Raw genomic sequence first — 12,741 nt, 5'->3', positions numbered from 1 at the left:
CTCTCCTTTGCCTGTAGGTTTTGACATAGTGTACAATGTATACGATAATGCATTTTTACGAAAAAGATCGAGGACATCATAAGCCTCATTTAGGAGAATGCTCTGTGAATGAACCGGATTGGAAGCACCTGAATGCTGTCCCATTACCCTTGCAGGAATTTCAGCTACAGCTGGATCAAAACAGTGTTAACGCCAAGCAACTAGAGGAGTGGAGAAAGATTCCCGTCCTTTATCAGCTGGCTCTGGAGGAATTAAAGAATAAAATTAAGCTAATCCAGACGGAATGGAAGCTGTTAGACGGTTTTAGCCCGATTGAGCATATTAAAACCCGGATCAAAGAGCCCCACAGCATCGTGGAAAAGGTTCGGCGCAAAGGGCATGAAGTCACCTTGGACAATATATTGCGTGAAATTCATGATATCGCGGGAATGCGCGTGGTATGCGCTTTTGTGAAAGATATTTATCGTCTGATGGATCATCTTCACACACGGGAAGATATTCGTATTCTGGAGGTCAAGGACTATATAGCCCATCCTAAGCCCAACGGCTATCAGAGCCTGCATGTCATTGTGGAAATTCCGCTGATCCTGTTTGAGGGCACACGCTGGATCAAGGTTGAAATTCAATTGCGCACATTGGCTATGGATTTCTGGGCCAGTATGGAGCATATTTTGTACTATAAGTTCGATAAGAAAGTGCCTGAACATGTCGTTAATGGATTGACCGAAGCCGCACGTGCAACCTACGAGCTGGATCAGAAAATGCTGAAGTTGCGCGGCGAAATTTTATCGCTTAGCAAGGAACAGGATGCGGAAGAATCCCCGGCGAAACAATCCGAAGAGTCGTCCTTGAAGACACTCTCCCTCCCTGCAGATCACGCCACTTCACGGCCACAAACCTGCTAAGTTTTTGTGCACAAGATAACTTAAGAATTCAGTCGAGGCTGCAACAACTATGGTTCATTCTTACGCTGGATTCTTATGTATTAGGTATAAATAAAGAGCCATCAAAACCACGTTCATCATGGTTTTGATGGCTCTTTTACACATTTTTTCGATCAAATATCACTGCTTCTCGCGAATTTCTGTGCTGATTTTCTCTACGATGTCCGCAATGCTGAGTGATCCCAGATCGCCTTCGCCGCGTTTACGAACCGCTACAGTACCAGTTGTTTTTTCATTTTCCCCGATAACGAACATATATGGAACCTTCTCCAATTGCGCCTCGCGGATTTTATAACCAAGCTTCTCATTGCGAGTATCCACTTCGACGCGCAGACCTGCTTTCAGCAACACATCCTGTATCTCATTAGCAGTCTCGATATAGTTCTCGGATACTGGCAACAGCTTCGCATGAACAGGAGCCAACCACAATGGGAATGCACCTGTAAAATGCTCAGTCAGGATGCCCATGAAGCGGTCAATCGAACCGTAGATGGCACGATGAATAACGACTGGACGGTGCTTCTGGTTGTCCTCGCCCACATAAGTGAGGTCGAATTTTTCAGGCATTTGGAAGTCCAATTGGATCGTTCCGCACTGCCAGCTGCGTTTGAGCGCATCGAGAATGTGGAAGTCAATTTTTGGACCGTAAAATGCTCCATCTCCCGCATTAATACGGTAGTTGATGCCCAGGTGATCCAGCACGTTTTGCAGAGCTTGTTCCGCTTGATCCCACAGCACTGGCTCGCCCATAAAGTCATCTGGACGTGTGGACAATTCCACTGTGAAGTCAAAGCCAAACACACTATACATTTCGTTAATCAGCTTAATCACGTCTGTAATTTCTTGTTCAATCTGACCTGGTGTGACGAAAATATGCGCATCATCCTGGCAGAATGTACGAACACGCATCATACCGTTCAACGCGCCGGACAGCTCATGGCGATGCACTTGTCCAAATTCGGCTATACGAATTGGCAGATCGCGGTAGGAGTGAAGCTCATTTTTAAACACAAGCATATGCCCTGGACAGTTCATCGGTTTCAGAGCAAATGTAGTTTCATCCACTTCGGAGAAGTACATGTTTTCCTTGTAATGCTCATAGTGTCCCGATTGTTCCCACAGACGATTGTTCATCATCAGCGGTGTACGTACTTCCTCATAGCCATGCAGACGTTGAATGTCACGGGAGTAATCTTCCAATGCAGTGCGGACAACCATACCTTTAGGCAGGTAGAACGGCATGCCCGGTGCTTCTTCGGAGAACATGAACAGTTCCAGCTCTTTACCCAGCTTGCGATGGTCGCGTTTTTTCGCTTCTTCCAGCAAATGCAGGTGCTCATCCAGTTGTGCTTTTTTCGGGAATGCTGTTCCGTAGATACGTTGCAGCATCTTGTTGTTGGAATCGCCTCTCCAGTATGCGCCCGCTACACTCAACAGTTTAAAAGCTTTGATGCGGCCAGTAGATGGCAAATGCGGGCCACGACACAGGTCAAAAAATTCGCCTTGATCATAGATTGTAATTTCCGCTTCTTCCGGCAAATCACGAATCAGTTCCAGCTTCAGTGGATCTTCCAACTCTCCAAAAATACGAGTGGCTTCCTCACGGCTAACCACACGACGTGTAATCGGCAGATTTTCCTGTGCGATCTTCGTCATTTCCTTCTCGATCTTGGCCAAGTCGTCAACGGACAATGGGTTTTCGATATCAATGTCATAGTAGAAGCCGCTGTCGATGACCGGACCGATACCCAGCTTCACGTTTTTCTCACCGTAAATGCGTTTGAGCGCCTGAGCGAGCAAATGCGCTGTACTGTGGCGGTAAATTTCCAGACCGTCTGCACCGTCCAGCGTAATAATTTCAAGGTCAACGTTCTGATCCAAAACGGTGTTCAGATCTACAGCCTTCCCGTTCACTTTACCTGCTACTGCGTTCTTTTTCAGCCCGGAGCTGATCGAACCCGCCACGTCGGCGATCGTTACGCCCTGCTCGTACTCGCGTACGGCTCCATCCGGCAATTTCACTTGAATACTCACGATTAAAGCCTCCATTTCAAATTGTGTGCTATATCAAAATTGAACGCAAAAAAACGCCTCTCTCCCTCAAGGGACGAGTGCGTTCAGCTCGTGGTTCCACCCTAGTTCGGCCCGCTCCTGTGCGTACATTCATGTTCATCGGAACATGCTTCATGCACGACATGCGTGACCCTCCATTGGTATCCGTTAACGGGGATAAAGCGGTAGGCGCTTACTAATGTTACTGCCAGATTACACAGCTACATGTTCAACGTCACGGCTACAAAGGGGTAACTTCACATGCGGTTGCCGGAAAAGCTCTCAGCCTCGTCTTTTCTCTCTGAACGGCCCTTCAAGGAAATCATGTCTTTGGTCAATGCCTTGAATATCACTATATGCTACAGCATTATAGATCAAATTCGCAGGTATTTCAAGTGGGCGTTTATGTAAGTTCATGCCTCCTATGCATCAGCTGGCTCAGGGAGCTCATGTGCCCATATTTACACAGCTCTAAAAACACTATAATATATACTCATCTAGACGATACCGTACAGAAAGGGAGAGGGAGAGGGAGAGATGCCTAAAATTATTGTCACAGAAGAACAATGGATTCAGAAAGGAATCGAACGTTTTGAACAGGGTGGGATTGATCAACTTGTTGTTGAGAAAATGGCCGTTGCATTAGGGTGCAGTAAGAGCAGTTTTTATTGGTATTTTAACAATCGCAGCAGCTACATTAGACAGATTGTGGAGACATGGAAGGAACAGACGACACAACAGGTTATTGCAGCGTCCATCATCCATGCTGCCGCAGATGAGCGGATCAGAGAGTTGTTAACCCAGATGTTCGGGAAGACGAAACGAGGAGATTTTCTGTTTTATCTGCGAAAACTGTCATTGAAGGATGATAGTTACCATTCCCTACTCAATGAAGTCGAACAGATGAGAATGGAGTTTATGAAGCAGCTTTTAATACAGAAGGGAATGCAACCAGAGAAAGCCGTTCAGAGATCATGGATGTTGTACCATTACTACTTAGGTTGGTATGAGCGTCACAAGCAAGAGACGTTAAGTGACGAAGCCATTCAACAGCATATTCACATGATTTGGACAGAGTGGATTTCAAATTAATTCAATTAAGGAGGATGCCACATGTTGGAGTTACTTACATGGGCAGTTGGCGGAATTCTATGGGTACTGAGCGGCATGCATCTATATTGGGTATTCGGCGGACAAAAAGGTGCAAAGGCAGCGATCCCAAGCACAGGAACGGCTTTGCTCTTTGAGCCCTCCAAGATAGGGACATCAATTGTAGCTATTCTACTAGCTTTAGCCGCTTGGTTCGTACTAGAACTAGGTGGAGTTACACAATTCCTGTTTTTCAGTACCTTTCATTCCTACGGTGCAGGCTTGTTGTCGTGCGTATTTATTTTACGTTCTATAGGAGATTTCAAATGGGTAGGGCTTTTCAAGAGAAAAAAAGGAACTGTTTTTGCAAAGTGGGACACTGTGCTCTACTCGCCCCTTTGTTTTCTCTTGGGAACAGCCATTTTAATCATTATGTTTTTGCGTACGGCATAGCTTAAAGCTGACCTCTATCAGGTGATTTGTCTCTTTCGCACGTCTCCACTCGTTTCTTTCTCAGTGAAAAAGTACAGCAAAGCCAGTACAGGCAGGACGACTCCAATCAGAGAACTGAAATTCCAACCTCCTAACGCATACGACCAACCCCCTAATGATGATCCAATCGCTCCGCCTATGAAAAAAATAGACATGAATAATCCGTTCAAACGCCCTCTCGCTTCACTTCCCAAGGAGTAAATCACACGTTGTCCAAGTACAAGGTTTCCCGATACAGCCATATCCAGTGTAATCGCTGAAATAAAGAGAAGTACGAGCGCAACGGTCGAATGACTTTGAAAAAGATAGATGAGCAAAAAAGACAAGGCTGCAATGATCATAGCTAACCCGGTTAAACCTTTGCTCCAGCCTTTATCAGCCAATCTCCCAGCAATCGGAGCAGCTACTGCACCGCCTACGCCTACCAAAGCAAACAATGCAATCCCTTGTTGAGACATTCCGAAATCATCCGCCAATCGTAAAGGAACAACAGTCCAAAATAGGCTGAAGGCCCCAAATAGGCAGGCTTGATAGAGGGCACGGCGACGCAATGCAGGCGTTTGTTTTAAAAGAGTGCCTAACGAGAAAATCAATTTACTGTAAGATACCGTAGGCACAGGCTTGCGCTCTGGAAGAGCTCGCGAGAGCAGAATCGTCAACAGCGTCAAGACAATGGCTGACAAAATAAATACGGCTTGCCATCCCCAGATGCTGGTGATAAAGCTTGCTACTGGCCGTGCGAACATAATGCCTAGCAAGAGTCCGCTCATGACATTCCCAACAACGCGGCCGCGCTGCTCTTCGGATGCTAAATAGGTGGCGTACGGCACCAGTATTTGGGCTACCACAGATCCAATTCCAATGAATAAGGATGCGGTCAGGAACAACGGGGCATTGGTGGCAAAAGCGGCAACAACCAATGCACAGACTGTGATGATTAGCGATATGACCATGAGCCGTCGATTTTCAATAATGTCGCTGAGCGGTACGATAAATAGCAATCCCACCACATAACCGATTTGAGTCAAGGTGACAATGAAGCCCGCTGCTGTAGAAGAAAGACCCATAGCAATGTGAATAGGTCCTACAAGGGTTTGAGCATAGTACAGGTTGGCAACAATAAGGCCGCATGCGGCTGCCAACAAAAACATCATCCAATTTGAGATACGGTTACTTTCTAAGGCTTGTTGTTCTCTTTGCATGATAATCCTCCTCATTAATTTAAATACTAAACGTATAGTTCATTAATTCGATAATCAAATAATATACTGAACGTTTCGTTTTGTAAATAGGCAAAATCAACTTTTTTATTTCACATAATATTTGATATACTGAACGTATAGTTTATTTTTCGCGTTTACTTATATCCGTTAAGAAGGTGAGCATTCCAGTGCAGAGCAAAAGAGGACGTCCACGTAATGTCGAGACGCAAAAATCTATCCTTAACGCTTCCTATGATCTACTGTTGGAGCAAGGCTTTGGGGCGGTTACGGTAGAAAAAATTGCTGAGCGAGCGAAAGTTAGCAAAGCCACCATTTATAAATGGTGGCCTAACAAAGCTGCAGTAGTGATGGATGGCTTCCTGTCAGCCACCATAGCAAGATTGCCCGTGCCCGACACGGGTTGTGTATTAGATGACATTCTCATTCATGCCACGAATTTAGTGCGGTTCTTAATAAGCCGAGAGGGTAAAATCATTACAGAGTTAATAGGCGAAGGGCAACTTGATTCAGGATTGTCAGAGGCATACCGGACCCGATATTTCCACCCTCGGCGACTTGAGGCTAGGCTTCTTATTGAGCGCGGAATAGAGCGCGGAGAATTGAAGGAAAATCTCGATATTGAATTATGTATCGATCTCATTTATGGGCCGGTTTTTTATCGATTGTTGGTAACCGGTTATCCATTAGACGATTCCTATGTGCGACAATTAGTCATACATGCGTTCAAAGGAATTGGCTTGGACTGAATGACGTGGCATTAAGCAGTTCTCACAGAGTATCCTCTGTGAGGGCTGCTTTTTCTTTTACCTGCCACGATCCTCTGGCTAACTCCTGATTTGTTTATTCGTCAGGGTCTATACTAATTTTTTGCAGTAAATCGATAAGAAGCTCCTCTTCCTCTTCGGATAGATTGTAGACAAGGCTGACATTGGACTCGTCCAATATTCCTTGTAGGACAGGGGAAAATTCTAGCGCCTTGGCCGTAGGAGACAAAAGATGGGAACGGCGGTCATTTGGGTCTGTTTTCCGTTCAATGTAGCCTGATTCCTCCAATTGTTTCACAGAGCGTGCCGTGGTTGCCTTGTCAAATTTAAGTTCATTCGTCAACTGCTCTTGTGTAATGCCCGGCCGCTGCAAAATGAGCTTTAAAAAGCTGTGTTGTCCTCCACTGCCGATTCCGTAAGGAGTCAGTTTTTTGGACAATATTTTTTGATTACGACGGTACAGGTGGGAAATTAGCTTTCCAATCGGTTGTTTTTTTCTCATCAAATACACCTCATTGGCTTAAAAATGACACATCCCCAGTTGGGACCAAAGCAAAGTTTACAATAATATTGTTGCACACGCAACTAATTTGCTGTACACTAGAACCGTTCATTTAGTTGCGCGTGCAACTAAATAGAAATTGTTAACGATAACGAGGTGTAATGATGAGTTCAACTGCTATAACGGCTACAACCTATCAAGAGAATATCGACGTCCAGAAGAAACGTTGGCTGATTTTAATTGTTTTGAATCTGTTTACATTTATGTCCACATTGGATGGAAGCATCGTCAATATCGCTCTTCCTGTGTTGTCTCGCACGTTACATTTACCCGTGGCACAGATTGAATGGGTGACAACCGCCTATTTAATGGCGATATGTACCGCTATCTTATTTTTTGGCAAGCTTGGAGATATCGTTGGTAAAATCAAAATATTCAAAATCGGCACAATCGTATTCATTCTTGGCTCCCTATTGTGCGGTCTTAGCTCTTCGCTCTCTATGCTGCTGATTTCCCGTATTATTCAGGCGTTTGGAGCGTCCATGACCATGGCGAACAGCCAGGGGATCGTGACAGATATCTTCCCGTCCAATGAACGGGGCAAAGCGCTTGGCCTCATTGGAACCTTCGTTTCTCTGGGTAGTATCGCCGGGCCAAGCTTGGGCGGTATTATTGTCTCGTCGCTGGGCTGGCAGTATATTTTCTGGGTCAATGTACCGGTAGGGCTGGTCGCTGTCTTTCTTGGCTGGAAGCTTTTGCCGAAGGATCTGATCAAGGTGAAAGATAAAATTGACGTTCCCGGTAGCTTAGTGTTTGCTATTTTTATTCTCACTTTGTTCGTCGGATTGTTGCTGGGACAGCAGGTCGGGTATGGAGACAAACGTATCGTTGCTTCGCTGGTGGTGGCTGTAGTTGCTTTTGCCATGTTCATTAGGTTGGAACTTCGTCGTTCTGGGCCGCTGTTACAGCTCGCGCTATTCAAAAATCCGTTATTTTCGCTCAGTATTTTGTGTGCTTTTCTGGTGTTCGTCGCTAATTTTTGCTTTAACATCATTTCGCCTTTCTATGCGCAGAATATGCTGAACTTGTCGCCTTTTCATGCCGGCTTCCTGCTGATGCTGCTCCCCATCTCGATGGTTATTGTGGCCCCTCTCAGCGGTGCGCTTTCCGATAAAATCGGATCTGAACTGCTTACATTCGCCGGGCTGGTCGTTATGGTCATTGCCCAGATTGGATTGGCCCAACTGCATGCAGGCAGCTCCATCCCGCTCGTGGGTCTGTGGATTGCCATGCTGGGCATTGGCAGTGGTTTATTCCAATCGCCGAACAACTCGCTGATTATGTCCACGGTACCCCGCACACAGCTCGGCTCAGCCGGGAGTGTCAATTCGCTGGTTCGCAACGTCGGTATGGTTGTGGGGATCACTTTGGCCACATCCATCCTCTTTTATATTATGAGTAAAGAGGCTGGTTATCGGGTCACCGGCTTGGTCCCGGGTCATCCAGAAATTTTTCTGGCAGGCATGCATGTAGCCTTTATGACGTCCGCGTCCATCTGTCTTGTGGCGGCATTGTTAACAGGCTGGCGGCTGATTGGGGCTAGACGGGCAAAAACGCAGCAAGAAAAGGGATAAAGACCAAGAGAAGAAATAAAGCGTCCGTAGACAGAACAATAATCGTAGGATTAAGATGATGAGTATTGCAGTACAAACACGGCATTAAAAGCAACATTTACAATTTTAAAAATGTGATACAAGGGTGGCGCTTACATGAAATATTGCTATGAATGCGGAACAAAATTGATGGTGAAGGAGTGTGAAGGCGAGGGCCCTATCCCCTTTTGTCATACATGCCAGGTCTTTCGTTTCCCGATATTCAGCACTGCGATCAGTACCGCTGTATTGAATAGTCAGAGAAATAAGGTGCTGCTCATACAGCAGTACAATATTCAGGGCTTCATTTTATTGGCAGGTTATGTGAGCAAGGGTGAATCCGCCGAGCAGACATTGGTGCGTGAAGTTAAGGAAGAAGTAGGATTACAAGTCGATGAGTATCAATATATGCGCAGTGAGTATTTTGAACGAAGCAATACACTGATGCTGAATTTTGTATCCATTGTGAATGACGATCAGTTGGATGTTCTTAGTACGGAGGTAGATCAAGCACGTTGGTTTACACTGGAGGAAGCCAAGCAAGCTATTTTGAAAAACAGCTTAGCGGAATCCTTCTTGCTGACCATTATTGAAAAGATTGAGGCAGGATTCATTTGAAGTGATATAAGCGTGGCGATGCCAAAATGATGAATTTACAGAATATATTGAATTGCTAAACCGCAAGATGGCTGCTCTTCAAAGGAACCCTCTTGCGGTTCACAGCATGTTTATACTCTTTGTCATTGCTGGAATTTCAGCTATTCCCCTCACATCCCCTACATTTCTACTAAACGTCCATTCTCTTTCCATGATTGCAGTATTTTCTCAAGTACCCACTGATTTTTGTAGCCGTCCTCGAATATGGGAGCACGATCCACAGATTTTCCCCTTGCCAGCTCAACAAAATCTTCATAAGCCGTATGATTATAGATTACAGGGACAGCCCAAGTCTCGTATTCGGTACCCGGGTGTTCCAAGTCACGCAGCACAATGCGGATACTTTCCGGGTTATTGAGGCTGGCGTGCAGCGTACCAAGTTCTCCATAGATATCGACTTCGATATCGTGCCGTATGCCGATGGCATTTTTATGAGTGATAAAGGTTCCCACGGTATTGTCGCCTACGATGCCATGAAAGGCAGCAAGATCTTCCACATCCACTTTTACAGGCAGACCCGTGATCGGATCGAACCGCTCGGGTGTAATGGTATGTAACAGCGCTGCGACACTTTTAAATTCACCCACCAAAAAACGGGCCAGATCAATGATATGTGAGGCTGTATCCCCCACTACTCCAGAACCAGCCTTGGCTAAATTGTGACGCCATGTATACGGATGCTGACGATATGGCGCAAATGCATCCATTAGATAACGAAATTGAATGTTATAGATTTTACCCAGCTTTTGCTCATCCAGCAGTTGCTTGGTATATTGGAAGGCCGCCCCGTAGCGATGCTTATAGTGAACCAGCAAAGGCACCGGATTCGCTGTATATAGCTTTTTCAACTGATCCGCTTCTTCCCATGTGAGAGTCAATGGTTTTTCTGCCAGTACAGCTTTGTGTTCTTCCAGCGCAATACGAATAATGTCAAAATGCACATCATTGGGTGTCAGCGACAGAATCGCATCTACCTCTGGGTCACGGATTAATGCTTCATAATGGGCGTACCGCTTGGAAGCAGGTAGTTGCAATTGTTCTCCGATGGCTTGAAGGCGATTGGGATTCACATCACTAACGGCCACAATAGATACCCCCGAGATGGTGTGCAGTGATCTCATGTGATATTCAGCGATCAGACCCAGGCCAATGATACCCATCCGAACTTGTTTGGTTGGGGAGGTGGAGGTACTCATATGTTCAGAATTCCCTTCTCTTCAATTTGGTTTGAACTCTGTAGCAAATTCCTTTTTGCTATGCAGTATCACCCGTTGCTTTATAGAATAGTCCCCACAGGAAGTGATCGTCACAACCTTCAATTCAACAGTCTGATGCCGGGCTGTGAATACACTGTCCATAAAAAAAGGATCTGCAGCTCCGTTGTCCGGTGTTGCAGATCCTTGGTATTCCTTCTCTATATCGACTACATCAAAAATGTACCTACCACAAAAGACACCCCGACGATGACCGAGCGCAGCAGCTGTGCCAGAGCCACATTGCCGTTGGCAATTTCCTCACACACTTTGGTACGCGGCGTCACCAGATCAAAAATCACATAGACCAGACACAGCACTACAATGCCCACAGCCGACCAGGTCAGCATATCTAGCCATGAATGACTGCTGTACGACACCATTCCCACGATGATACACAGACCTAGCAGCTTTGCACCCATATAGATGCCTGCCGCCTCATTGCCACGTGCGATTTCTTGATTATCGTTATAACGTGTCAGCAAGCTGAACACAAAATAACCTACGATTAAGATGGCAAACAGGATAAGCAGGCCGATACCTACATTGCCCAATGCGTTGCCCAAACTGATATGAGAGTCCAATTTTCTTCCTCCTTATGATACTTCAGGATTTTGCAAAATCCTCACTTGTGAAAATAACAGATATGTTCGAATATGGTACATTGTTTAATTCAGCTTATATAATGGGCGGATTAGGAGGTACGGTGGCAACGGCGGCGGCGCAATAGTAGGCCATATCACCTGTTACCTTTTCACCGATTCGCGGCAGGACACCCGCAAAACGCCCCCCGATCACAAATATACCTGTCAGCACATAGCCGTGGAATAGCCCTTCCTCGGTCTGTACCTCTGCACTCTGCATCGGCCACAGCCGCTGATAAATCTTAGGCTGTCCCTCGTAATAAGCGGCAATATGTGCGGCTTCCTCCTGCTCAGGCGTTCGTGGACCATCAGCTTGGTGAAGCAGATCAGGGTTGTCAGTCTGCGCAGGTTCAACCTCTCCCAAGGCGCCTTTCAGCATCTCCTCGGATTGAGGATGTTCAATCAAGTGCGTCCCTTTACCCTCCCGCCCCCATATACCTTTGGCCACATAAGGCTCTTTATTTTGCATAAACACCGAGGGTTCAAAATACGTAGGTAGCAGGTAGGTTCGTATCACCTCCAGCTCGCGATCGTCAAACAAACGAAAACCACAGAACTCTGGTGTCTGCTCATTGCGCTCATATAGCGACCACACGGTTGCGGTGAACCCTTTGCTCTGGGTAATGATATGCTGCGGCGGGTTGATTAATCCTATTTTCCCGTCTGCCACCATATCCATTAGCGCCTGCCCCACCTCAAGCCCCGTATCCTCCTCCCGGTCATCAATTAGATATTCCAGCGGATACAGGCGATAGAGAATGTGGATCTGCTCTCCCCGGTGATACAATCCTTCATTCGGGATAATCTCCAGTTCTTCCAAAGGCGCATAAACCACTTCAAACCCGGCTTGTTCACATAAATGCATAATATACTTGGTGTTCGTCTGATCCTCGATGTGCCAGTCATAGCAAGTGAAATACACCTTTGTTCCTAATCCCTTATTGCTATAAAAATGAATGAACTCCGTCAAGGCAGACTGAATCGCCTCGTCCATTCCAGATGAGGGTCCATGTAGTGCATTGTCATCTTCCGACATTACTCCCTTACTCAGCACCTCCAGCAGCTTTCCTTCGAGATAAGCCACCTCGGGAATCCCGGTTGGGGTATCGGTGTTATTCTCTATGCACTTGATACCCGCTTCCCCCACAATCCAGTCCTGGCGGGTTATCCCATCCGGCTCGGCCTCCATTCGTGCAGCACGCAACAAGCCCGGATGAATCCCCAACTGTTCCACCAGGTATTCATCCGGCATATAGCGCTGGACGAATTGCTGAACCTTGCGATAAATACGATGTACCGCCTCAGAAGCAGTCTGAAGCTCTACCAGCTCGCTTTCCCGATATACCGTTAAGGCCGGCACGCAATAGGATTTACCATACATGCGATGATACGGAATTCTACGGCTGATTTCACCCTTAAAAAGCTCATTATGTTCATAAGGCAATTGCCGAATCGTGCGCATGCTCATC

13 protein-coding genes are annotated in these 12,741 nt (G+C 46.2%); 6 read left to right on the top strand and 7 right to left on the bottom strand.

Translation table 11 applies throughout. From position 1 onward, the window contains the following. Positions 1–104: 104 nt before the first annotated feature. Complete coding sequence (locus NLX82_RS18805; protein WP_076158742.1) at positions 105–905, top strand: GTP pyrophosphokinase; 801 nt, start codon at positions 105–107, stop codon at positions 903–905. A 159-nt stretch (positions 906–1,064) separates the two neighbouring features. Here NLX82_RS18805 and thrS read toward each other — a convergent pair whose 3' ends face one another. Both thrS and NLX82_RS27610 read right to left on the bottom strand, forming a co-directional pair. Next, positions 1,065–2,978, bottom strand: a complete 1,914-nt coding sequence (gene thrS, locus NLX82_RS18800; protein ID WP_160788622.1) for a threonine--tRNA ligase — start codon at positions 2,976–2,978, stop codon at positions 1,065–1,067. 300 nt (positions 2,979–3,278) lie between these two features. Then, positions 3,279–3,413 carry a hypothetical protein gene (locus tag NLX82_RS27610; RefSeq protein WP_256715626.1) on the bottom strand — a complete coding sequence of 45 codons (135 nt, stop codon included), beginning with the start codon at positions 3,411–3,413 and terminating at the stop codon, positions 3,279–3,281. 120 nt (positions 3,414–3,533) lie between these two features. Here NLX82_RS27610 and NLX82_RS18795 point away from each other — a divergent pair, with 120 nt between their 5' ends. After that, the gene (locus NLX82_RS18795) at positions 3,534–4,088 is read left to right on the top strand and encodes a TetR/AcrR family transcriptional regulator (RefSeq protein ID WP_068941247.1); all 555 of its coding nucleotides are present in this window, start codon (positions 3,534–3,536) and stop codon (positions 4,086–4,088) included. A gap of 21 nt (positions 4,089–4,109) precedes the next feature. After that, positions 4,110–4,538: a DUF3995 domain-containing protein gene (locus NLX82_RS18790; RefSeq protein ID WP_071559378.1), complete on the top strand. Its 429-nt coding sequence runs from the start codon at positions 4,110–4,112 to the stop codon at positions 4,536–4,538. A gap of 17 nt (positions 4,539–4,555) precedes the next feature. Here the strand turns inward: NLX82_RS18790 and NLX82_RS18785 are convergent, their stop codons facing one another. Then, positions 4,556–5,779 carry an MFS transporter gene (locus NLX82_RS18785; protein WP_254348751.1) on the bottom strand — a complete coding sequence of 408 codons (1,224 nt, stop codon included), beginning with the start codon at positions 5,777–5,779 and terminating at the stop codon, positions 4,556–4,558. Positions 5,780–5,967: 188 nt separating this feature from the next. Between NLX82_RS18785 and NLX82_RS18780 the strand changes: the two genes are divergently transcribed. After that, positions 5,968–6,546, top strand: a complete 579-nt coding sequence (locus tag NLX82_RS18780) for a TetR/AcrR family transcriptional regulator (protein WP_023986806.1) — start codon at positions 5,968–5,970, stop codon at positions 6,544–6,546. A 94-nt stretch (positions 6,547–6,640) separates the two neighbouring features. On the opposite strand, the gene NLX82_RS18775 is transcribed toward NLX82_RS18780, so the two are convergent. Continuing rightward, on the bottom strand, positions 6,641–7,066 hold the full coding sequence (locus tag NLX82_RS18775; RefSeq protein ID WP_023986805.1) for a MarR family winged helix-turn-helix transcriptional regulator: 426 nt from the start codon (positions 7,064–7,066) through the stop codon (positions 6,641–6,643). Positions 7,067–7,230: 164 nt separating this feature from the next. Here NLX82_RS18775 and NLX82_RS18770 point away from each other — a divergent pair, with 164 nt between their 5' ends. Both NLX82_RS18770 and NLX82_RS18765 read left to right on the top strand, forming a co-directional pair. Next, on the top strand, positions 7,231–8,700 hold the full coding sequence (locus NLX82_RS18770) for an MFS transporter (protein WP_254348750.1): 1,470 nt from the start codon (positions 7,231–7,233) through the stop codon (positions 8,698–8,700). 135 nt (positions 8,701–8,835) lie between these two features. Then, positions 8,836–9,336, top strand: a complete 501-nt coding sequence (locus NLX82_RS18765) for an NAD(+) diphosphatase (RefSeq protein WP_254348749.1) — start codon at positions 8,836–8,838, stop codon at positions 9,334–9,336. Between the two features lie 158 nt (positions 9,337–9,494). Here the strand turns inward: NLX82_RS18765 and NLX82_RS18760 are convergent, their stop codons facing one another. From NLX82_RS18760 to NLX82_RS18750, 3 genes are all read right to left on the bottom strand, one after another. Beyond that, positions 9,495–10,571, bottom strand: a complete 1,077-nt coding sequence (locus tag NLX82_RS18760) for a Gfo/Idh/MocA family protein (protein ID WP_053324535.1) — start codon at positions 10,569–10,571, stop codon at positions 9,495–9,497. A gap of 227 nt (positions 10,572–10,798) precedes the next feature. Beyond that, a complete protein-coding gene (locus NLX82_RS18755) occupies positions 10,799–11,212 on the bottom strand; it encodes a DUF350 domain-containing protein (protein ID WP_023986801.1) in 414 nt (137 codons plus the stop codon). Between the two features lie 94 nt (positions 11,213–11,306). Next, complete coding sequence (locus tag NLX82_RS18750; RefSeq protein WP_254348748.1) at positions 11,307–12,740, bottom strand: glutathionylspermidine synthase family protein; 1,434 nt, start codon at positions 12,738–12,740, stop codon at positions 11,307–11,309. Position 12,741: the final 1 nt, after the last annotated feature.

The sequence above is a fragment of the Paenibacillus sp. A3M_27_13 genome (assembly GCF_024213315.1).
Lineage (GTDB): Bacteria > Bacillota > Bacilli > Paenibacillales > Paenibacillaceae > Paenibacillus > Paenibacillus polymyxa_B.
Note: the sequence above shows the minus strand (reverse complement) of the source record. Positions and strands in the feature narration are given on the sequence as shown.

What these genes read in the sequence shown, in the direction of transcription:
- NLX82_RS18750 (WP_254348748.1), bottom strand. Translation starts at nt 12,740, where the DNA reads ATGAGCATGCGCACGATTCGGCAATTGCCTTATGAACATAATGAGCTT.
- NLX82_RS18785 (WP_254348751.1), bottom strand. Translation starts at nt 5,779, where the DNA reads ATGCAAAGAGAACAACAAGCCTTAGAAAGTAACCGTATCTCAAATTGG.
- NLX82_RS18770 (WP_254348750.1), top strand. Translation starts at nt 7,231, where the DNA reads ATGAGTTCAACTGCTATAACGGCTACAACCTATCAAGAGAATATCGAC.
- NLX82_RS18760 (WP_053324535.1), bottom strand. Translation starts at nt 10,571, where the DNA reads ATGAGTACCTCCACCTCCCCAACCAAACAAGTTCGGATGGGTATCATT.
- NLX82_RS18765 (WP_254348749.1), top strand. Translation starts at nt 8,836, where the DNA reads ATGAAATATTGCTATGAATGCGGAACAAAATTGATGGTGAAGGAGTGT.
- NLX82_RS18795 (WP_068941247.1), top strand. Translation starts at nt 3,534, where the DNA reads ATGCCTAAAATTATTGTCACAGAAGAACAATGGATTCAGAAAGGAATC.
- NLX82_RS27610 (WP_256715626.1), bottom strand. Translation starts at nt 3,413, where the DNA reads ATGAACTTACATAAACGCCCACTTGAAATACCTGCGAATTTGATCTAT.
- NLX82_RS18790 (WP_071559378.1), top strand. Translation starts at nt 4,110, where the DNA reads ATGTTGGAGTTACTTACATGGGCAGTTGGCGGAATTCTATGGGTACTG.
- NLX82_RS18775 (WP_023986805.1), bottom strand. Translation starts at nt 7,066, where the DNA reads ATGAGAAAAAAACAACCGATTGGAAAGCTAATTTCCCACCTGTACCGT.